This is a genomic window from Vibrio ouci (assembly GCF_004551525.1).
In the GTDB taxonomy this organism is placed as follows: domain Bacteria; phylum Pseudomonadota; class Gammaproteobacteria; order Enterobacterales; family Vibrionaceae; genus Vibrio; species Vibrio ouci.
This window is the reverse complement of sequence record NZ_SATR01000011.1, coordinates 73,404-94,993: the sequence shown is the minus strand read 5'-3', so window position 1 is coordinate 94,993 and position 21,590 is coordinate 73,404. Positions and strand designations below refer to the sequence as shown.

Sequence of the window (21,590 nt, the reverse complement as noted above, 5' to 3'; positions counted from 1 at the left end):
ATTTCACTCTAATGAATGCTATTTTTTTGGATTGTAAAATAAGTTTTATGATCTCGCTAGCAAAAACCTTGGATATTGCCAGTTTCTGGTGATTAGGATCACAAATGATGAGGTTTTAATTTGCGGAGCAAAATTAATATCATAAACTGAACAGGACTAAATTGAGCGGCTAAAAAAAGTAGCTCAACCAAAATACAAAATCCTATAGGGGGAACTTAAGGTGAATATTCTTGGATATGCGCAAAAGTTAGGTAAAGCTCTTATGCTTCCTATCGCAACGCTTCCAGTTGCGGCGCTCTTACTACGTTTAGGTCAAGGTGACCTTCTTGATATCCCATTCATGGCGCAAGCTGGTGGTGCTATCTTCGGTCAACTACCGCTTCTATTCGGTCTAGGTATCGCGATTGGTCTTTCTAAAGACGGTCAAGGTGCTGCTGGCCTAGCTGGTGCAGTTGCGTACTTCGTACTAACAGCAACAGCAACAACAATTAACGCTGACGTTAACATGTCATTCTTCGGTGGTATCATCGCTGGTATCATTGCTGGTCACTCTTATAACGCTTTCCATGCTACACGTCTTCCTGAGTGGTTGGCATTCTTCTCTGGCAAACGTCTAGTACCAATCATGGCTGGTCTATTCGCGCTAGTAGCAGGTGCTGTTTCTGGTGTTGTATGGCCAACTATCCAAGGCGGTCTTGACGCTCTAGCACACGCTGTTTCTACTTCAGGTGCTGTTGGTCAGTTCGTTTACGGTACTCTTAACCGTGCACTTATCCCTGTAGGTCTTCACCACGTTCTTAACTCTTACTTCTGGTTCGGTATGGGTACGTGTCAAGAAGTTCTAGTTACTGGCGCTCAAGCAGCTGGTCAAGCTCTTCCTGCTCTACAACAGCTTTGTGTAGACCCAGCTCTAGCTAAGACTCTTGTTGCTGGTCAATCGCACACATTCGAATTCGCTAACTCTGTAACTCCAGAAATCACTGCAACTGTTAAAGAAGTAACTGAAACAGTTAAGTCTGGTGACCTACACCGTTACTTCGGCGGCGACAAGTCTGCTGGCGTATTCATGAACGGCTTCTTCCCTGTAATGATGTTCGGTCTACCTGGTGCAGCTCTAGCAATGTACCTAGCAGCTCCAGCTGAGAAACGCAGCCAAGTTGGTGGTGCACTATTCTCAGTAGGTTTCTGTTCATTCCTAACAGGTATCACAGAGCCACTAGAATTCATGTTCGTATTCCTAGCTCCAGCTCTATACGCAATGCACGCTGTATTCACTGGTCTATCTCTAGTTGTTGCTAACATGTTTGGTACGCTACACGGCTTTGGTTTCTCTGCAGGTCTAATCGACTTCATCCTTAACTGGGGTCTAGCAACTAAGCCAGTAACGCTACTACTAATCGGTCTAGGCTTCGGTGCTCTATACTTCTTCACATTCTCGTTCGCAATCCGCGCATTCAACCTGAAATCTCCAGGTCGCGAAGATGACGACGAAGAAACTTCAGCTGCTCCAGCTGGTGAAGCGAAAAGCGGCGACCTAGCTCGTCAATACCTAAAAGCTCTAGGTGGTCACGACAACCTAACTTCAATCGACGCTTGTATCACTCGTCTACGTCTTACTCTAAAAGACCGCTCAGTAGCTGACGAAGTAGTACTTAAGAAGCTTGGTGCGAAGGGTGTTGTTAAACTAGGTGAGAACAACCTTCAAGTTATCCTTGGTCCTCTAGCTGAAATCGTTGCTGGCGAAATGAAAGCAATCGGTGCTAACGAAGACCTATCTGATGTAAAACTTCCTTAGTAACCACTGGTTAATAAGTAAGTGATAAAAGCCTCCTTCGGGAGGCTTTTTTGCGTTTGGCGCTTAAGGAGAGATGAACAATGCTAGCTTCTTAACCAGACAATGAAAAAAAAAGTGTTTTCAGTCGAGATATTGTTGTGTAATCCACCAGAATTGTGGATCATTAGACGTTATGTACTTGGCGGCTACTGATGCCGTCAAAGTAAAGAATTATCTGAACAATACTACAACAATTGAGGTGCTATAGATGAGTGAAGCTGAGGCTCGTCCATCGAATTTCATTCGCCAAATCATCGATAAAGATTTAGCGGATGGTACACACACAAGCGTGCATACTCGTTTCCCGCCAGAGCCGAACGGTTATCTGCATATCGGTCACGCTAAGTCAATTTGCTTGAACTTCGGTATTGCTCAGGACTACCAGGGTCAGTGTAATCTACGTTTTGATGACACTAACCCAGAAAAAGAAGACGTTGAATACGTTGAGTCAATTAAGAATGATGTGAGCTGGTTAGGCTTCGAGTGGAGTGGTGATGTATGTTACTCATCAAACTACTTCGACAAGCTATACGGCTACGCAGTGGAATTAATTAACAAAGGCTTAGCGTACGTTGAAGAGCTAAGTCCTGAGCAGATCCGCGAGTACCGTGGCACACTTACCCAACCAGGTAAGCCAAGCCCATACCGTGACCGTACGCCAGAAGAGAACCTAGCGCTATTTGAAAAAATGCGTGACGGTGGCTTTGAAGAAGGCAAAGCGTGTCTACGTGCGAAGATTGACCTAGCGTCTTCTTTCATCGTACTGCGCGATCCAGTTCTATACCGTGTCCGCTTTGCAGAGCATCACCAAACAGGTGATAAGTGGTGCATTTACCCAATGTATGACTTCACGCACTGTATTTCCGATGCGCTAGAGGGCATTACGCACTCTATTTGTACACTGGAGTTCCAAGACAACCGCCGTCTATATGACTGGGTTCTAGACAACATTACGATTGATTGTCAGCCTCGTCAGTACGAGTTCAGCCGTCTAAACCTTGAATACACGGTTATGTCTAAGCGTAAGCTAAACCAACTAGTGACTGAGAAATTGGTTGATGGTTGGGATGACCCTCGTATGCCAACGATCTCTGGCCTACGTCGTCGTGGTTTTACCTCTGCATCTATTCGTGAATTCTGTAAGCGTATTGGTGTGACTAAGCAAGACAACATGATTGAAATGGGCTCACTAGAGTCTTGTATTCGTGATGACTTGAATGAAAACGCACCACGTGCAATGGCGGTACTTGATCCAGTTAAGATCGTTATTGAAAACTTCGAAGAAGGTAAGGTTGAGTCACTAACAGTGGCAAACCACCCGAACAAACCAGAAATGGGTGAGCGTGAAGTTCCATTTACTCGTGAAGTGTGGATTGAGCGTGAAGACTTCCGTGAAGAAGCGAATAAGAAGTACAAGCGTCTAGTGCTAGGCAAAGAAGTTCGTCTACGCGGCGCTTACGTGATCAAAGCTGAACGTATTGAGAAAGATGCAGAAGGCAATATCACAACTATCTTCTGTAGCTACGATGCAGATACGCTAGGTAAGAACCCAGAAGATGGCCGTAAAGTAAAAGGTGTTATTCACTGGGTATCGGCGGATAAAGGCCTTCCAGCTGAAATTCGTCTATACGATCGTCTATTTACTGTGCCTAACCCAGCAGCAGCAGATAACTTTGCTGAGACAATTAACCCAGAGTCTCTGGTTAAGCTAAATGGTTTTGTTGAACCAAGCCTAGCGAATGCAGAAGCAGAAGCTGGTTTCCAGTTCGAGCGCATGGGTTACTTCTGCGCGGATGCGAAAGAGTCTAAAGCGGATGCTTTGGTCTTTAACCGCACAGTAGGGTTACGCGATACTTGGGCTAAAATCGAAGCTAAGTAAGCAACCGCTCTAAATAAAAAATGCCAGTCAAACGACTGGCATTTTTGTATCTACAGTAGATAAAAGAAAAGCGCTCATTGAGCTTGAGCGCTTTCTTAGATTACTTCTTCGGCTTGTGAGCGTCAGGGTTATCTTTACAGCTTCCATCGCCACACTTACCGTAGAGGTAAAGGCTGTGGTTAGTTAGCGTCACATTGTATTTTTCAGCGATTTCTTTTTGACGTTCTTCAATGACGTCATCAGAAAACTCGATTACTTCACCACAATCTAAACAAACAAGGTGGTCGTGGTGGTGCTGAGTCGATAATTCAAACACTGACTTACCGCCTTCAAAGTGGTGGCGAGTCACGATACCTGCATCATCAAATTGGTTTAATACGCGATACACTGTCGCTAGGCCGATTTCTTCACCTAGGTCGATCAGTTTTTTGTACAGTTCTTCAGCACTGATATGTTGGCAGTCAGGTTGCTGTAATACTTCTAAAATCTTCAGTCTTGGAAGGGTAACTTTAAGACCAGCATCCTTTAGCGCTTGGTTATTGTCTGACATATACTTTCCTGTTGATGAGCTGCAGTAATTAACAGAATCCAATATACCTATCATTATAGGGTACTACACAATAACAATAAACCACGAACTTCAAGGGGTTACTACTATTTTTTTATAAAGTGGCGTGATGTCACTGATATGTGACATCCGACCAGTTACAATTGGTTAACAGATTAAAGGAGCTTGTACTTAGGGACTGAGAATGAATAAGTCATTAGCCAAAATATATAAGCCTAATGTGGTGAAGTTTGCACTCAATAGTTGGCCGCCTTTTTGGGGAGCCGGAATTAAAATATTGTCGATCAGTGACGATTTCCGCGAGGTGAAGATGAGACTCAAGCTTCGCTGGTGGAACAAAAATGCCAATCGCACTCAGTATGGAGGCAGTATTTTTTCTCTCACCGATCCTGTCTATTCATTGATGTTGATGGGGATACTGGGTGAGGAATATTATGTGTGGGATAAAGAGGCGAGTATCAACTTTATCAAACCAGGTCAGAGCGACCTTTATGCTGACTTTTGTGTCAGTCAGGACCAACTGCAAGATATCCTCAATAAGACGGCTAACGGGGATAAGTGTTTTCCTGAATTTATCACCTACGTAAAGGATAAAAACGGCACTGTGGTGTCAGAAGTCCAGCGTAAACTCTATGTCCGTAAAAAGCCCAAATACCGAGAAGAGAACGAAGAGCAGCTTGCTTAGCGGCAATAGGGTTAAAACCAGATACAAAAAAACCTCCCATTGGGTAAGACGTTCTGAATTTGGGGATCTAAATTTGGGCTAGGTTTTGTTAAGACGCTATAATCAATGTGTTAACGGAGATTATGGCGTTTTTTATGGACAATAAATCTTTCTCAGAATTTAACGATACTGTCCCTCGAATATTTAATGGGATTCAAGTTAACTGCTGCAAGACTGCTTGGTGTGAAAATTTTGGGCTAACCCCTGAGGAAATAAGGGAATCCGAAGCATACATAAATGCTAATAAAAATACAAAAGAAAGAGGAATTAGAGAAAAGAACCCTTTCTATAACGTGACTTCAAGCTCAAAACGTGTGTATAACATTCAATGTAAAGGCTGTAAAAAACTAAACGAATCCTCCAACCGATATTTTCAGTATTCTCACGTAATCAAATCTAACTATGCCGTTTTTCAAGAACTTGAGCGTATATCCGCTTACTTGAAGCTTCCTGGTGAACAATGCCCCAATACAGAGTGCCCTTCCAACACTCAAGATGTACCAATTCAAATTAAAAAACGGGGATTCACGCGAACGAGAAGGCAGAGATTTCAATGTAAAGTCTGCAACACCTGTTTCACTGGTGTTCCTGCTCGCCATCTCAATCAACCTAGATCTGAAGTGAACAAAACACTCTTTAAGTATCTTCTATTGGGCACAAGTATTAGAGCTTTGGCTGAAGGAAGTGATGTCTCTCCACAAACGATTTATGACCGTATAGATTTTTTTCATGAGCAATGTATGAGATTTGTAGCGGAGCGAGAGCGAAAGTTATGTACTCAGAACATTGAACGTCTCTATCTATCCACCGATAGACAAGTACAAATTAGCAACTGGACTAACCGAGAAGAGCGCAAGAACTGCGAGTTTTATGGGATAGCAACATCAGATATAGATTCAAATTATGTTTTTGCTTTCAATTTCAACTACGACGCAAGCTTAGATAGCAATGAAGTGAATCAACATGCCGAGGAGATTGAGGACTACGCTAAACGCACATATCAACGTTTATATTCTAGAGTGTGGCTAGAACACGAATTTATTGAGGTCAGCAATCGAAAGTTAGACAAAGCGAGCATGACGGCAGGAGGCTCTTTAGAGAATGATATTGAGCTGCAACTACAGTTCGATGAAACCTTGAATAAAAGAGATTCATCAGAATACTTTGACAGCACAACGAAACTCCCCAGCAAAGGAATGGAAGTTCACAATGAGTACACGATGATGGCTCACTTTTTCTTATTAAAACGGCTATTTGCTAATGTAGAAAAAACACGATTCTACATGGATTTAGACAGTGGTATGAAAGCGGCATATATCGCTGCTTTTAAAAACGAAATCAGGTCAGGAAGCTCTGACGGATATCTTGTCAGTACAGACAAAGAGATCACTCGTGATGAGCGCGAGAAGATCATCGCACAAAATAAAAAAATGATAGAAATCCATACCTTAACAAAGTATGAACTACTTACAAACCAAGAGATAGATCAGGCAGTACAAGATATCACTCTACTTAACATGGCATCGCCTTTCATTACGCCACGAACAGGTGACAGATGGGTTTCGATTATAGATCCAAGAAGAGCTGAGCAAAGACTTAGAACCACACCTGTAACAAACCAAGAAAAATATGAATTAAATCATCAAGCTAAGCTTCTTAGAAAAGGGACTCTATTCCCCATAGACAGATTTTTTGCTCAAATTAGAAGACGGGTTGCAATGTTTGAACGACCTATTAGTTCTGGAGCAAATGGACGTCGAATATGGTATGCCAAACAACCGTACAATCCTGTTATGTATCAGAAAATTGCCGACATTCATCGTGTATATTACAACTACTGTAAACCATTCAGAAAGCACAAGAATGAAACGCCAGCCACTCGGCTTGGATTAGCTAAAGGAGTCGTTCCTCTAGAAAATATTATCTACTTCGATAAATATCGGAACAACAGATCCAATTTATAACTGAGACAAAGAATGAAGCTTAGTATTATGTTTTTATCCATCCTGCTCTCGATAAATGCTTTTGCTAGCGACGACAGATTTTGGAATCGACAGTTTTTTCAGAACATGCCTTATACAGAGTTAGTGACTGATGAAAACAGAGTTGCTGTAAAGCCCATCTTCCTTGAAATTGATGAAGCTCCAAAGGGTAAAGAGTGGAGTGACACAAGGAAAGTTGATGTCCTAATGTCAGTTTTAGCAACTTATCTATCCGATATAGCCTATGAGAATCAGGCTACATACCAGAGTACGTTAGTCCAGTTTCAATCAGGTAAGTTAAATTCAGCGTTATCAGCAATGTACTTAAATGATGAGCAACCAAATGTGGTACAGAAAGCGATAGCGCAAGAAATTACCAATCTCGAAGACGAACAACATGCGAAAGAACAGAAAGTTTACACAAGGAAGAAGTTTTTGGAGTGTGTGATACAAAATATGCGGGGTCAGCCAGCAAACATGCGCGATGTAGTCTCAACATATTGTAAATTGGAGCAAAATAAATCCTGAAATGAAAAAGCACCAATTAAAATTGGTGCTTTTTTAGGTTTCGTTCATGAAAGTTAGATCCTCATTTCATGAACGTCTTACCCATTGGGAGGTTTTTAAATTGGCTTGGAAGAAGGTATTAGTCTTCTAGCTCAGCTAAGCACATCTCTTCGTGGATTTGCTTACACCAGTTGTTAACGCGCTCTTCAGTTAGTTCTGGTTGACGATCTTCATCAATACACAGACCAACAAATAGGCTGTCGTCGCCTTCAACAAGACCTTTCGACGCTTCAAATTCGTAGCCGTCAGTTGAAGTGTGGCCAAGGATAGTGCCACCTTTCGCTTCAACGATGTCACGAACTGTGCCCATCGCATCACAGAAGTATTCTGCGTAATCTTCTTGGTCACCACAACCGAAGATAGCGACTAGCTTAGTTGAGAAATCGATCTGCTCAAGTTCTGGGAAGAAATCATCCCAGTCACATTGTGCTTCACCGTAGTACCACGTTGGGATACCTAGAAGCAGAAGATCGAAGTTGTCGATGTCTTCTTTGCTGCTTTTTGCGATGTCTTGAACGTGAACTAGTTGTTTACCTAGTTGCTTTTGAATCATCTTTGCAACAGCTTCAGTGTTACCTGTGTCGCTACCAAAGAAGATGCCTACACTTGCCATAGATTCGTTACCTTTACTATTTTCTGTTGTAGTGTCGACTCATTAGCCGAGACCACCACCTTCCCAACTGAGCTGAATAATGCCTTTAGCAATAAAACCAGCACAGCCAAGGAATAGGACTAACCATACAATGCGACGACCGAAAGGGGGGACATTACCCGCTTTTAAGACATCTTTTATCGCCATACCAATTAAGAAAAAGATAGACGCAAAAAGTAGATCGAGACCAATTGACTCGAGCATGTTCATGTAGTCGTAAAGCATGGGTTCCCTTTATGCCAAATTACTTGCGCGGAACTATACCACTGTTAACAGATAAAGTTAACGGCCAGAGCGTAACAGATCTCTCATTCTGTTTTAGGCAATGAATTTGCGAATTGCGCGCAGAACCTCAGCAGGCTTCTCTGCATGTAGCCAGTGACCGGTATTGGCGATCACATGCGCTTTAGCATTGCTAAATTGACTTTGAACGGCGGCTTGGTGCTCGGCGGTTAAATAATCAGAATCGCCACCTTTTAGAAACAACGTTGGAGTGTCAATTGGGGTGATTGGCTCCCAGCCTAAAATATCCCAATAGTTGTTCCAAAGGCTCGTCACGTTAAAGCGCCACGCTAGGTGTTCGCCATTGTTAAACAATGATTTGCCAAGAAACTGTCTTACTCCTTCAAGCTCAATATGCTGGGCAAGGATGTCGAGTGCTTGCTTTCTGTTTACTGGTTGCTGCGCTTCAACCGCTTTTAGGCCATCAAACACATTATCATGACGACTTTGGCTATATTTTACTGGCGCCATATCAAGCACCAATAGCTTGGCAATATTGCCTCTATCAATGTCGGCGAGTTTCATTGCTACTTTACCACCCATAGAGTGACCAACGACAATGTAGTTGGACAGCTCCAAGTGCTGCACTACATCAAGCACATCTTGAGCCATTAGCGCGTAGTTGTGCTCATCAGTATGTATAGATAAGCCATGGTTGCGGAGGTCGATGCTAACCACCTGATGATCTTGTCTTAGATCCCGTGCAAGTAGACCTAGGTTATCTAAGTTTCCAAACAATCCGTGGATCAGAACAATGGTGTGACCCTCACCTTCGACTTTGTAGTTGAGCAGATGTGACATTTTATTCTATTCGTTACAGGTAAACCGTAGAGTCTCTTTAAAGATCTCGCTATAATCCCCCAGAGTTTAAACATAGAGATTGTGAAAAGCGAATGAAAACAATTGAGGTTGATGAGGATCTATACCGTTACATCGCAAGTCAGACCCAGGACATCGGTGAAAGTGCTTCGGACATTCTGCGTCGTCTTTTAATGACAGATGCGAAAGATCCTGCTCCAGCAGCACAACAGCCGCAGGTTATGGCGCAACCAAAAGGTGTGGTGGTTAGTAAAGATGCAATTAAAGAAGAGTCTGTAGATAGTGTGAAAGAAATGCGCTCACTGCTTATTTCTGACGAATTTGCCGGCCTTAAAAAAGCGATCGATCGTTTTATGTTGGTTCTATCAACACTGCATCACATTAACCCGAGTGATTTCTCTGAAGCAACACAAGTAAAAGGTCGCAAGCGCGTTTACTTTGCTGATAATGAGCAGACACTTCTGGCTAACGGTAATACAACTAAGCCAAAGGCTATTCCGGGTTCACCATTCTGGGTGATTACCAATAACAACACTAGTCGAAAAAGGCAGATGGTTGACCAACTGATGGCGCGAATGAATTTCCCATCAGATCTGATTGAGAAGGTCACTAACTCAATTTAAATAATTCTGATTAGAACCTCATAATGCGCGGCTTAGATAACGTATTATGAGGTTTTTTTATTTCTCATTATTTTAAGAAAGGATGTCAAAATGGCTATGCACCCACGAGCGGGACAAAAAGCTCAACAGCAAGACCTGCATAATATTCCAGCCCTCGTCGCGAACTACTTCCTCCTTCAGCCTGACCCAAAAAATCCAGACCACAAAGTTGAATTCGGTACGTCTGGTCACCGCGGTACTGCTGATAAATCAACATTTAATGAACACCACATTTTGGCTATCGCTCAAGCGGTCGCTGAAGTTCGTGCTGAGAAGGGCACTACAGGTCCACTTTTTGTTGGTAAAGATACTCATGCGTTGTCTGAGCCAGCGTTCTCGACCGTTGTGGAAGTTCTCATTGCCAACGGTGTAGAAGTGATTGTTCAGCAAGACAATGGTTATACTCCGACTCCGGGTGTTTCACACGCTATTTTGACGCACAACCTTAAGCGCGATGACAAAGCGGATGGCATTGTTATCACACCATCGCACAACCCACCACAAGACGGCGGTATTAAATATAACCCGACACACGGTGGTCCTGCGGAAGGTGAACTCACTCAAGCGATTCAAGATCGCGCTAACGTACTCATCGCTGAAGGTCTTCAGGGCGTAAAACGCATGCCTCTTGATCAGGCGAAAGCATCAGAGTTATTCAAGCAGATTGATCTTGTAAAGCCATACATTGATGACCTAGTAAATGTTATCGATATGGAAGCGATCCAAAAAGCCAACCTTAAACTGGGTGTAGATCCACTCGGTGGTAGCGGTATCGATTATTGGCGTCAAATTGGTCAAGCGTACAACCTTGATCTTACGCTAGTGAGTGAAGCGATCGACCCATCGTTCCAGTTCATGTCACTGGATAAAGATGGTGTGGTTCGTATGGACTGTTCATCTCCTTACGCGATGGCAGGTTTGCTCGCACTAAAAGATGAATATGACCTAGCGTTTGGTAATGACCCAGATTACGACCGTCATGGTATCGTGACGCCAAAAGGTTTAATGAATCCTAACCACTTCTTAGCAGTATGTATTGATTATCTATACCGTCACCGCGAAGGTTGGGGTAAAGAAGTTGCTGTTGGTAAGACGCTGGTATCAAGTGCGCTGATTGACCGTGTTGTCGCGGACCTTGGTCGCGAACTTTGTGAAGTGCCAGTTGGCTTCAAATGGTTTGTTGATGGTCTTTATCAAGGTAAATTCGGCTTTGGTGGTGAAGAGTCTGCGGGCGCTTCATTCCTACGCAAAGACGGTACGCCTTGGTCAACTGACAAAGATGGCATCATCTTATGTCTGCTAGCCGCTGAAATTACTGCAGTAACCGGCAAGAACCCACAAGAGTACTACGAAGAGCTAGCGGCCAAACACGGCGCGTCTGAATACAACCGTATTCAAGCCGTGGCGAATGGTCCTCAAAAAGCAGTGTTATCTAAACTTTCTGCTGAAATGGTAACGGCAGAAACCTTAGCGGGTGATGCAATTACGGCTCGCCTGACTCATGCTCCAGGTAATGGTGCGGCGATTGGTGGTCTTAAAGTGACCACTGAAAATGGCTGGTTTGCTGCACGTCCATCGGGTACTGAAGATATCTACAAAATCTACTGTGAGAGCTTTAAAGGTGCCGAGCACTTAAAGCAGATCGAAGCAGAAGCGCAAGAGATCGTAAATCAGGTATTTGCTAACGCAGGCCTGTAATTTAGGCGATTAACGGTTGTATTAAGGGCTGACAAATTGTCAGCCCTTTTTTATTAGCCTTTGCGGCGAGCTTCACTGTTAGGATCACCCTTGTCATTCCATAGACCGAAGAATGAGGGAGTAGGGAATCTCATATAATTGCCGACATACTTAAAGAGATCCCCAACTCGCTCGTGCCTCACTCTTGAGGATGACGAAGCACGATTTGCCGGACTGCGTGTTAATTAGTTTGGCCAATTATCAGGTACGACAAACCAGAATTGACCTCCTTTGGTCTGGGCATGAACAAATCTGCCGTTGGGTTTGTCTATAGGGTTATTGAACTCTTCTAAACCGATAGCCCAAAGCGGTTTTTCGAGTTCATAGAGCGGCTCGCCAATCTGCTCCCACTGACTCTGGTAGCACCAATAGCCAGTGATTTGGCTGGAGTTTATCTTAAGTCCTAGGCACTCTTTTGGAATTGTCTCTGGCGAGAAAGGATTGATATAAAGACGCCCTTGGATTAATAGATGCTCAGAGAGATCAGAGTATTGAGGGTATTGCTCAAGGAATTCATTGGAAGTGCTCATTTTCAATTGATGAGAGAGCATCCTAGCGAGTTTTTTATCTAGCTGATCATGGGCATTAGGCCCGTACCAAACGCCTTGATGTAATAGATAGAATTTAATCGCGACTTCCCAGTGTTCATCCCTTTGCGACTCAAGATTTTGCAGTATCAGATCAATCGCCCCTAAGGTTTGCCCTGATGCATTATTAATTTGAATCTCTTCTTCGAGCAGCGAATACTTTTCACTATTGCTGATTAGCTCGGTGCACAGGTGCTGGTAGATGAAACCTAGTCGCGGGTTTCCCTGATAATCATCTTGCTTTAAAGGAGTGATAGTCAGCGCTGTGACATCGACAAACGGCGACGTCAGCTCAAATAGCGATGGAGTTTGATGTACCCAGTGATAAAAACGTTGTAAAGCGTTCATCCTTAAACCTATATATGCTCAAACGTCACTATTGTAGCTAGGTGCTGGTAAGGTTGCTATGGTTCGAATACACTTTGCTCACTAAGACAAAGCGTAATGTTAGCAATTAGATGGAAGCTGTCATGAACAACTTACAATTAGAAAAAATCCTCAACGAGAAGCTCTCTCCACAGCTAATCAAAGACTATGCACCCAACGGTTTGCAGGTTGAAGGTAAAGAGCAGATTAAAAAGGTCGTAACTGGCGTGACGGCTTCGCAGGCATTAATTGATAAAGCAGTTGAGCTCAATGCTGATGCGCTTTTAGTTCATCATGGCTATTTTTGGAAAGGTGAACCGGAGCCAATTCGCGGCATGAAAGGCAAGCGTATCCGCACACTGATTAAGAACGACGTTAACTTATTGGGTTACCACCTTCCGTTAGATATTCATCCTGAACTTGGCAACAACGCGGAACTGGCGCGCTTGTTAGAAATAGACGTTGAAGGCGGCCTTGAAGGTCACCCGCAATCTGTGGCGATGTATGGTCGACTTAAAACGCCGATGACAGGCGCTGAATTCGCTAGCAAGATTAACCAAGTTCTTATGCGTGAGCCTCTGCATATTACGCCAGATAACGCTGAGAAGATGATTGAAACGGCCGGTTGGTGTACTGGCGGCGGTCAAGATTATATCGAGCTAGCGGCGCAAAATGGCCTAGATGCTTTTATCTCTGGTGAGATCTCGGAGCGTACGACTTACTCAGCGCGTGAGCAAGATATCCATTACTTTGCAGCAGGCCATCACGCGACCGAGCGTTACGGAATTAAAGCGTTAGGTGAGTGGTTGGCGAAAGAACACGGTTTGGATGTCGAGTTTATCGATATTGATAATCCGGTTTAACGAACAGACGTTGTCCTACAGAGCATTTCGTTTTGTGAGAAGGTGTCGTCATTCCATAGAGTGACGCAGGAGCGAGTAGGGAATCTCTAAAGGATTTCTGCTTGCGGTGAGAGATCCCCAACTCACTCGTGCCTCGTTCTTTAGGATGACAACTAATCTAATAAAAAAGGGCTAATGTTCGCACATCAGCCCTTTAATTTTGCTAGTCAGCTATTATTCACGCTCATGTAGAGGAGAGAATTCACGCTGTACTTCACCAGTGTATAGCTGGCGAGGACGACCGATACGGTTTAGTGGATCGCTGTGCATCTCGTTCCAGTGTGCAATCCAACCGATAGTACGAGAGATTGCAAAGATAACGGTGAACATCGATACAGGAATGCCGATCGCTTTCAGAATGATACCTGAGTAGAAGTCTACGTTCGGGTATAGCTTCTTCGATACAAAGTATTCGTCTGATAGAGCAATACGCTCAAGTTCCATTGCCACATCCAGCAGTGGATCTTTGATATTAAGCTCTTTAAGCACTTCGTGACACGTTTCACGCATAACTGTAGCACGTGGGTCGTAGTTCTTGTAAACGCGGTGACCGAAGCCCATTAGGCGGAACGGGTCATCTTTATCCTTCGCACGTGCAACGTACTCAGGAATGTTTTCTACACTGCCGATCTCTTCAAGCATCTTCAGACAGGCTTCGTTTGCGCCGCCGTGAGCTGGACCCCATAGAGATGCGATACCTGCTGCGATACATGCGAATGGGTTAGCACCCGATGAACCAGATAGACGTACCGTAGACGTTGAAGCGTTTTGTTCGTGGTCTGCGTGCAGTGTAAAGATTTTATCCATTGCGCGAGCAACGACAGGGTTAACTTCGTACTCTTCACATGGGTTAGCGAACATCATGTGTAGGTAGTTCTCAGCGTAGCTTAGGTCATTACGTGGGTAAATGAACGGCTGGCCGATAGAGTACTTGTAACACATAGCCGCAAGTGTTGGCATTTTCGACAGTAGTCGGTATGCCGCGATTTCGCGGTGTTCGTCGTTGTTAATATCTAATGAATCGTGGTAGAACGCAGCAAGTGCACCAACCACACCACACATGACCGCCATTGGGTGAGCGTCACGACGGAAGCCGTGGAAGAAGCTCGCAATTTGCTCATGTACCATAGTGTGACGAGTAACAGTTGTCTTGAATTGCTCGTATTGTTCACGTGTTGGGGCTTCACCATAAAGAAGGATGTAACATACTTCTAAGTAATCAGCATTATTTGCTAGCTGATCAATTGGGTAACCGCGGTGCAAAAGAATCCCTTTGCCGCCGTCGATATAGGTGATTTGAGATTCACAAGATGCAGTGGCAAGAAAACCAGGGTCAAAAGTGAAAAATCCATTTGCTCCCAGTTTACGAACATCAATTACAGGTGTGCCAAGGGCACCTTCCATAATTGGCAGCTCGATAGGCGCTTGACCTTCAACATGAAGGGTAGCTTTCTTATCCGCCATAACAATCTCCTTTGTTTATTATTTTATCCGTCCAGGATGTTTGTGTGACATTTTTGTACGTGTCTTCGTTATCAAAGTCAATTTTTCTCCTCTGATGTGTGCACTTGTTGGGATTTTTTGAATGCAAAACGTTAAAAATCTGGGCTGTGTAGCAAAAATTGTTACATCAATTGTATTAGAATGTTGCCAGCCGTATAGTGGCGCAGTCAATTTTGGTGGAAACCTTATAAATTCAAGGCTTGAAACAAATGTGAGGTGAAGTTTCAATTCTTGTTGTTAACAAATTTTTCACAAAATACTCGGTCGTTTGATGGGGTTAGTTGTTAAATGAATGTTAACTTTTGCGGGTTTGCAACCAAAATTCGTTTATAACTATAAATGCTCAATGGAGCTGAGTGAGCAAGCCCGTGAAAGAAAGAAAGTCAAGACCTGTTAATTTAGATTTACAGACCATTCACTTTCCGATCACTGCAATCGCATCTATTCTACACCGTGTTTCCGGTGTGATTACGTTTGTCGCGGTCGGGATCCTACTTTGGTTACTATCCATTTCCTTATCCTCTCCTGTAGGTTACGCACAAGCAGTCGACATTGTTGATGGCTTCTTCGTGAAGTTTATCTTGTGGGGAATTCTAACGGCATTGGCCTACCACATTGCCGGTGGTATCCGTCACCTTCTGATGGACTTAGGTCATTTTGAAGAGCTGGAATCTGGTGCAATGAGCGCTAAGGTTGCATTCGCAGCGACAGCCGTCCTGTCACTACTAGCGGGGATCATGGTGTGGTAAAACATATTTCATCTTTTGGTCGTAATGGTGTACACGATTTCCTATTGATTCGTGCTACTGCGATCATCATGACACTTTATACTATCTATCTGGTTAGCTTCTGTGCTTTCACAGATATCTCTTACGTATCTTGGACTCAGTTCTTTGGTGGCACGTTCACTAAAGTGTTCACGATGTTAGCGTTGGTTTCAGTTCTAATCCATGCGTGGATTGGCTTGTGGCAGGTTCTTACTGACTACATTAAATGCGCTAAGCTTCGTGGCGGCCTACAGTTAGCGATTATTGCGGTACTGTTTAGTTACTTCTTCTCTGGTCTATTTATTTTGTGGGGTGCGTAAGTGTCTATTCCAGTTCGCGAATTTGATGCCGTAGTAATCGGCGCTGGTGGTGCAGGCATGCGTGCTGCGCTACAAATCTCTGAGCAAGGCCTATCATGTGCTTTGCTTTCTAAAGTATTTCCTACCCGTTCTCACACTGTATCAGCACAGGGTGGTATCACTGTTGCGTTAGGTAACGCGCATGAAGACCATTGGGAACAGCACATGTACGATACCGTTAAAGGTTCTGACTACATCGGCGACCAAGATGCTATCGAATACATGTGTAAGAATGGTCCTGAGTCAGTCATTGAACTTGAGAAAATGGGTCTACCTTTCTCACGTTTCGACAACGGTACTATCTACCAACGTCCATTTGGCGGTCAGTCAAAGAACTTTGGTGGTGAGCAGGCGGCGCGTACAGCAGCGGCTGCAGACCGTACTGGTCACGCACTTCTACACACGCTTTACCAACAAAACATCAAGCACAAAACAACCGTATTCTCTGAGTGGTATGCACTTGATCTTGTGAAGAACGAAGATGGTGTTGTTCTAGGTTGTACTGCGCTGTGTATGGAAACTGGCGAGGTTTGTTACTTCAAATCAAAAGCAACCATCCTAGCTACGGGTGGTGCTGGTCGTATCTACGCATCGACAACGAATGCTCACATCAACACCGGTGATGGTGTTGGTATGGCGCTACGTGCAGGCGTTCCAATGCAAGACATGGAAATGTGGCAGTTCCACCCAACGGGTATCGCTGGCGCAGGTGTTCTTGTAACAGAAGGCTGTCGTGGTGAAGGTGGTTACCTTCTTAACAAAGATGGCGAGCGCTTTATGGAGCGTTACGCACCTAACGCGAAAGACCTTGCTGGTCGTGACGTTGTTGCTCGTTCAATGATGATCGAAATCCGTGAAGGTCGTGGTTGCGATGGTCCTTGGGGTCCACACATTAAACTGAAACTGGATCACCTAGGTAAAGAGACTCTTGAGTCACGTCTACCTGGCGTTTGTGAATTGTCTCGTACATTCGCTCACGTTGATCCAGTTAAAGAGCCAATCCCAGTAATCCCAACCTGTCACTACATGATGGGTGGTGTACCGACTCAGGTTTCTGGTCAGGCAATCAAGCAAGATGAAAGCGGCGCTGATGTTGAAGTTCAAGGCCTATTCGCTTGTGGTGAAATTGCCTCTGTATCAGTACACGGCGCTAACCGTCTTGGTGGTAACTCACTACTAGACTTAGTGGTATTTGGCCGTGCAACAGGTCTGCACCTAGGTGAAACCCTAGCGAAGCAAGCTGAGGCTACACCTGCAACTGAAGCAGACATTGAGCGCTCTCTAGAGCGTTACAACCGTTGGGAAAACAGCACTGAAGGCGAAGATCCAGCACAGATTCGTAAAGACCTACAACAATGTATGCAAAACAACTTCTCGGTATTCCGTGAAGGTGATGCAATGGCTAAAGGTCTTGAAGAGCTTAAAGTTATCCGTGAGCGTCTGAAGAACGCACACCTTGCTGATAAATCAACAGAGTTCAACACTCAACGTATTGAGTGTCTAGAACTAGAAAACCTGATGGAAACAGCATACGCAACAGCTGTAGCGGCAAACTACCGTACAGAAAGTCGTGGTGCACATGCTCGTTTTGACTTCCCTGACCGTGATGATGCTCAGTGGCTATGTCACTCAGTCTACAACCCAGAAACGGAAGCAATGGCGAAGCGTGATGTAAACATGGAACCTATTCACCGTGATGCGTTCCCACCGAAAGCACGTACGTACTAAGGAAAGGAGGATAAGATTATGAAACTGAATTTCTCTTTGTACCGCTACAATCCGGATGTCGATCAAAAGCCTTACATGAAAGACTACACGCTTGAAGTGGAAGAAGGCTCTGACATGATGTTGCTTGATGCACTGATTCTGCTAAAAGAGCAAGATCCAAGCATCTCGTTCCGTCGCTCTTGCCGTGAAGGTGTATGTGGTTCAGACGGTCTGAACATGAATGGTAAAAATGGTCTAGCATGTATCACACCGCTCTCTGCATTAAAAGCAGATAAGATTGTGATTCGTCCATTACCAGGTTTGCCTGTTGTTCGAGATCTTATTGTTGACATGACACAGTTCTACGATAACTATTCGAAAGTTAAGCCTTTCTTGATTGATGACGGTGCTCTACCGCCATCACGTGAGAACCTGCAAACGCCTGATGAGCGTGCTCATCTTGATGGTCTGTACGAATGTATCATGTGTGCATGTTGTACAACTTCATGCCCATCTTTCTGGTGGAACCCAGATAAGTTTATTGGTCCTGCAGGTCTATTGGCTGCTTACCGTTGGTTAATTGATAGCCGAGATACGGCAACAGATGAACGTCTATCAAATCTTGATGATGCATTTAGCGTTTTCCGTTGCCATGGCATCATGAATTGTGTAAGTGTTTGTCCTAAGGGATTAAATCCGACGAAAGCGATTGGTCACATCAAGACGATGTTGGTTAACCGCTCTGTCTAATGAAACAAAAAATTGCCGGCCTAATTTGGGTCGGCTCTTAATAGCTCGGCGTAAGACCGAAGCAAACGTGAAAACTACTGGTTAAGGGAAAATATGCACAACGGCGTGATGAAGGCGTGGCTCGAGTCTTCACACTTGGCTGGCGCCAATGCAACGTATGTAGAGGACCTCTACGAACTGTATCTAAGTGATCCCGATCTGGTAAGTGAGGAGTGGAAACGCGTATTTGAAGGCTTGCCTAAGCCGACAGAAGAAGTGGTAGAACAACCACATTCGCGTGTCCGTGACTACTTCCGACGACTCGCTCAAGAAACAAAGCATTATAGTGTCCAGGTTAGTGATCCAGATGTCGACGCTAAACAAGTTAAAGTACTCCAATTAATCAATGCTTACCGATTCCGTGGACACGAAGCGGCACAGCTTGACCCTCTTGGTTTATGGCAACGTCCACCTGTGGCGGAGCTAGAACCCGCATTCCACAATCTTACCGAAGATGACCTAGAAGAAACCTTCAACGTTGGTTCTTTTGCCATTGGCCAAGAGACGATGCAGTTGAAAGATATCTACTCAGCTCTTAAGAAAACGTACTGTGGTTCTATTGGTGCAGAATACATGCACATGATAGACACAGAACAAAAACGTTGGATCCAGCAACGTTTAGAGTCAGTCATTGGTCAACCTTCTTTCTCTAATGATGAAAAGCACATGTTCCTAGACGAGCTGACAGCAGCTGAAGGTCTAGAACGCTACCTAGGTGCAAAATTCCCAGGTGCTAAGCGATTCTCACTAGAAGGTGGTGATGCTCTTATCCCAATGACGAAAGAATTGATTCGTCATGCGGGTGCAAGTGGCATGCGTGAAGTGGTTATTGGTATGGCTCACCGTGGTCGTCTAAACATGTTGGTAAACGTGTTAGGTAAGAAACCACAAGACCTATTTGATGAATTTGCTGGTAAGCATGACGAAACGTGGGGCACGGGTGATGTTAAGTATCACCAAGGTTTCTCTGCAGATTTCGCAACGCCAGGCGGTGATGTCCACCTAGCGCTAGCATTTAACCCATCTCACCTTGAGATCGTAAACCCAGTAGTTATTGGTTCGGTACGTGCACGTCAAGACCGCTTAGGCGATAAGACTGGCAGCACGGTTCTTCCTATTACTATTCACGGTGACTCTGCAATTGCAGGTCAAGGTGTGGTTGCTGAGACGTTTAACATGTCTCAGGCGCGCGGTTTCCAAGTTGGTGGTACGGTTCGAATTGTTGTGAATAACCAAGTTGGTTTCACTACCTCTAACCCTACCGATACGCGTTCAACCATGTACTGTACTGATATCGCTAAGATGGTGCAGGCGCCAATCTTCCACGTGAATGCGGATGACCCAGAAGCGGTTGCTTTTGTTACTCGTATCGCACTTGATTACCGTAATGAATTTAAACGCGATGTTGTGATCGATTTGGTTTGTTACCGCCGTCATGGTCACAACGAAGCCGATGAGCCGAACGCGACTCAACCGTTGATGTATCAGAAAATCAAGAAGCACCCAACACCACGTAAGCTATACGCTGACGTGCTGATGGAGAAAGACGTGCTTGGTATTGATACTGCGACGCAACTGGTCAACGAATATCGTGATGCTTTAGATCACGGTGAAGTTGTAGTTAAAGAGTGGCGTCCAATGGCTCTACACTCAGTTGACTGGTCTCCATACCTAGGTCATGACTGGGATGTTGAGTGGGACAATAAATTTGATACTGAGCGCTTAATTGAGCTTGGTCAGCGTCTATGTACTTACCCTGATAGCCACAAGCTACAAAGCCGAGTGAACAAGCTTTACAACGATCGTAAAGCGATGATCAGCGGCGAGAAAGCGGTTGACTGGGGTATGGCAGAAACGTTGGCGTATGCCACGCTTGTTGATGATGGTAAGCGTATTCGTATCTCTGGTCAGGATTCTGGTCGTGGTACTTTCTTCCACCGTCACTCAGTTCTACACAACCAGACCGATGCGAGTACGTTTGTTCCGCTAGCAAATATCCATGATAAACAAGGTCCGTTCCAAGTCTTTGACTCGGTGCTTTCTGAAGAAGCGGTATTGGCCTTTGAATATGGGTACGCAACTGCTGAGCCTAGCGGCTTGACCCTTTGGGAAGCGCAGTTTGGTGACTTTGCTAACGGTGCACAAGTTGTTATTGACCAATTTATCTCGTCAGGTGAACAAAAGTGGGCTCGTCTATGTGGCCTAACGATGTTGCTTCCTCACGGTTATGAAGGTCAAGGCCCTGAGCACTCATCAGCTCGCCTAGAGCGTTACCTACAACTTTGTGCAGAGCAAAACATGCAGGTTGTTGTGCCTTCAACTCCGGCGCAGGTTTACCACATGATTCGCCGCCAAGTTGTTCGCCCAATGCGTCGACCTCTCATTGTTATGTCACCGAAGTCGCTACTTCGTCATCCGTTATGTACTTCTACATTAGAAGACCTGTCGGAAGGGACATTCCAACCAGCGATTCCAGAGATCGACAACCTAGATGCAGCTAAGGTGAAACGTGTCGTCTTCTGTTCGGGTAAAGTTTACTTCGACTTGCTAGAGCAGCGTCGAAATAATGAACAAGACGATGTGGCTATTGTCCGTATTGAGCAGCTATACCCATTCCCACAGGATGAAGTGAAAGCGGCAATCGAACAATACATCAATGTTGAAGACTTCGTTTGGTGTCAAGAAGAGCCTCAAAACCAAGGTGCTTGGTACTGTAGCCAACACAACTTCCGTGCTGCAATCCCAGCGGGTGCTGATCTTAAATATGCTGGCCGCCCAGCATCAGCATCACCAGCTGTAGGTTATATGTCAGTACACTTGAAACAACAAAAAGCGCTGGTTGAAGACGCGCTTAACGTGAATACAAAAACTTCGGATTAAGAACTAGAAGTTAAAGGAAGAAAC

The 21,590-nt window shown here is 44.5% G+C and carries 19 protein-coding genes; 13 read left to right on the top strand and 6 right to left on the bottom strand.

Annotated features, from left to right (window positions below):
- The first annotated feature begins 220 nt into the window (after nucleotides 1-220).
- Nucleotides 221-1,795 (top strand): N-acetylglucosamine-specific PTS transporter subunit IIBC, encoded by a 1,575-nt coding sequence (gene nagE, locus ELS82_RS09410; protein ID WP_134835259.1) that lies wholly within the window; start codon nucleotides 221-223, stop codon nucleotides 1,793-1,795.
- Between the two features lie 247 nt (nucleotides 1,796-2,042).
- Nucleotides 2,043-3,713: a glutamine--tRNA ligase gene (gene glnS / locus ELS82_RS09400; protein ID WP_134835258.1), complete on the top strand. Its 1,671-nt coding sequence runs from the start codon at nucleotides 2,043-2,045 to the stop codon at nucleotides 3,711-3,713.
- Nucleotides 3,714-3,813: 100 nt separating this feature from the next.
- On the opposite strand, the gene fcrX is transcribed toward glnS, so the two are convergent.
- Nucleotides 3,814-4,263, bottom strand: coding sequence for a ferric iron uptake transcriptional regulator FcrX (gene fcrX, locus ELS82_RS09395; RefSeq protein ID WP_004413177.1), 450 nt, complete (start codon nucleotides 4,261-4,263; stop codon nucleotides 3,814-3,816).
- Nucleotides 4,264-4,465: 202 nt separating this feature from the next.
- Between fcrX and ELS82_RS09390 the strand changes: the two genes are divergently transcribed.
- The 3 genes from ELS82_RS09390 to ELS82_RS09380 all read left to right on the top strand — a co-directional run bounded on the left by ELS82_RS09390 (nucleotide 4,466) and on the right by ELS82_RS09380 (nucleotide 7,515).
- Nucleotides 4,466-4,966 carry a DUF4442 domain-containing protein gene (locus tag ELS82_RS09390; protein ID WP_134835257.1) on the top strand — a complete coding sequence of 167 codons (501 nt, stop codon included), beginning with the start codon at nucleotides 4,466-4,468 and terminating at the stop codon, nucleotides 4,964-4,966.
- A gap of 134 nt (nucleotides 4,967-5,100) precedes the next feature.
- On the top strand, nucleotides 5,101-6,969 hold the full coding sequence (locus tag ELS82_RS09385; RefSeq protein ID WP_134835256.1) for an IS1 family transposase: 1,869 nt from the start codon (nucleotides 5,101-5,103) through the stop codon (nucleotides 6,967-6,969).
- Nucleotides 6,970-6,981: 12 nt separating this feature from the next.
- Nucleotides 6,982-7,515: a hypothetical protein gene (locus tag ELS82_RS09380; protein WP_134835255.1), complete on the top strand. Its 534-nt coding sequence runs from the start codon at nucleotides 6,982-6,984 to the stop codon at nucleotides 7,513-7,515.
- Between the two features lie 118 nt (nucleotides 7,516-7,633).
- Here ELS82_RS09380 and fldA read toward each other — a convergent pair whose 3' ends face one another.
- The 3 genes from fldA to ELS82_RS09365 all read right to left on the bottom strand — a co-directional run bounded on the left by fldA (nucleotide 7,634) and on the right by ELS82_RS09365 (nucleotide 9,289).
- Entirely contained in the window at nucleotides 7,634-8,167 is a 534-nt protein-coding gene (fldA, locus tag ELS82_RS09375) for a flavodoxin FldA (RefSeq protein WP_004413179.1), read from the bottom strand.
- Between the two features lie 42 nt (nucleotides 8,168-8,209).
- Entirely contained in the window at nucleotides 8,210-8,431 is a 222-nt protein-coding gene (locus ELS82_RS09370; protein WP_053440537.1) for a DUF2788 domain-containing protein, read from the bottom strand.
- A gap of 93 nt (nucleotides 8,432-8,524) precedes the next feature.
- Entirely contained in the window at nucleotides 8,525-9,289 is a 765-nt protein-coding gene (locus ELS82_RS09365; RefSeq protein ID WP_134835254.1) for an alpha/beta fold hydrolase, read from the bottom strand.
- A gap of 92 nt (nucleotides 9,290-9,381) precedes the next feature.
- On the opposite strand from ELS82_RS09365, the gene seqA reads away from it, so the two are divergent.
- Nucleotides 9,382-9,930, top strand: coding sequence for a replication initiation negative regulator SeqA (gene seqA / locus ELS82_RS09360; RefSeq protein WP_053440535.1), 549 nt, complete (start codon nucleotides 9,382-9,384; stop codon nucleotides 9,928-9,930).
- A 90-nt stretch (nucleotides 9,931-10,020) separates the two neighbouring features.
- Nucleotides 10,021-11,667 carry a phosphoglucomutase (alpha-D-glucose-1,6-bisphosphate-dependent) gene (gene pgm / locus ELS82_RS09355; RefSeq protein ID WP_134835253.1) on the top strand — a complete coding sequence of 549 codons (1,647 nt, stop codon included), beginning with the start codon at nucleotides 10,021-10,023 and terminating at the stop codon, nucleotides 11,665-11,667.
- Between the two features lie 224 nt (nucleotides 11,668-11,891).
- Here the strand turns inward: pgm and ELS82_RS09350 are convergent, their stop codons facing one another.
- Nucleotides 11,892-12,641, bottom strand: coding sequence for a DUF1853 family protein (locus ELS82_RS09350; RefSeq protein ID WP_134835252.1), 750 nt, complete (start codon nucleotides 12,639-12,641; stop codon nucleotides 11,892-11,894).
- Nucleotides 12,642-12,763: 122 nt separating this feature from the next.
- On the opposite strand from ELS82_RS09350, the gene ELS82_RS09345 reads away from it, so the two are divergent.
- Nucleotides 12,764-13,522: a Nif3-like dinuclear metal center hexameric protein gene (locus ELS82_RS09345; protein WP_134835251.1), complete on the top strand. Its 759-nt coding sequence runs from the start codon at nucleotides 12,764-12,766 to the stop codon at nucleotides 13,520-13,522.
- Nucleotides 13,523-13,735: 213 nt separating this feature from the next.
- Here ELS82_RS09345 and ELS82_RS09340 read toward each other — a convergent pair whose 3' ends face one another.
- Nucleotides 13,736-15,025 (bottom strand): citrate synthase, encoded by a 1,290-nt coding sequence (locus tag ELS82_RS09340; protein ID WP_134835250.1) that lies wholly within the window; start codon nucleotides 15,023-15,025, stop codon nucleotides 13,736-13,738.
- Between the two features lie 395 nt (nucleotides 15,026-15,420).
- Between ELS82_RS09340 and sdhC the strand changes: the two genes are divergently transcribed.
- The 5 genes from sdhC (at nucleotide 15,421) to sucA (ending at nucleotide 21,566) form a co-directional block, all read left to right on the top strand.
- A complete protein-coding gene (gene sdhC / locus ELS82_RS09335) occupies nucleotides 15,421-15,813 on the top strand; it encodes a succinate dehydrogenase cytochrome b556 subunit (protein ID WP_134835249.1) in 393 nt (130 codons plus the stop codon).
- Nucleotides 15,807-16,151 (top strand): succinate dehydrogenase, hydrophobic membrane anchor protein, encoded by a 345-nt coding sequence (gene sdhD / locus ELS82_RS09330; protein ID WP_134835248.1) that lies wholly within the window; start codon nucleotides 15,807-15,809, stop codon nucleotides 16,149-16,151. The genes sdhC and sdhD overlap by 7 nt, the downstream gene beginning before the upstream one ends.
- Nucleotides 16,152-17,918: a succinate dehydrogenase flavoprotein subunit gene (gene sdhA, locus ELS82_RS09325; protein ID WP_134835247.1), complete on the top strand. Its 1,767-nt coding sequence runs from the start codon at nucleotides 16,152-16,154 to the stop codon at nucleotides 17,916-17,918.
- Nucleotides 17,919-17,936: 18 nt separating this feature from the next.
- A complete protein-coding gene (locus ELS82_RS09320) occupies nucleotides 17,937-18,647 on the top strand; it encodes a succinate dehydrogenase iron-sulfur subunit (protein ID WP_053440530.1) in 711 nt (236 codons plus the stop codon).
- A 93-nt stretch (nucleotides 18,648-18,740) separates the two neighbouring features.
- Nucleotides 18,741-21,566 (top strand): 2-oxoglutarate dehydrogenase E1 component, encoded by a 2,826-nt coding sequence (gene sucA, locus ELS82_RS09315; RefSeq protein WP_134835246.1) that lies wholly within the window; start codon nucleotides 18,741-18,743, stop codon nucleotides 21,564-21,566.
- The last annotated feature ends 24 nt before the right edge of the window (nucleotides 21,567-21,590 follow it).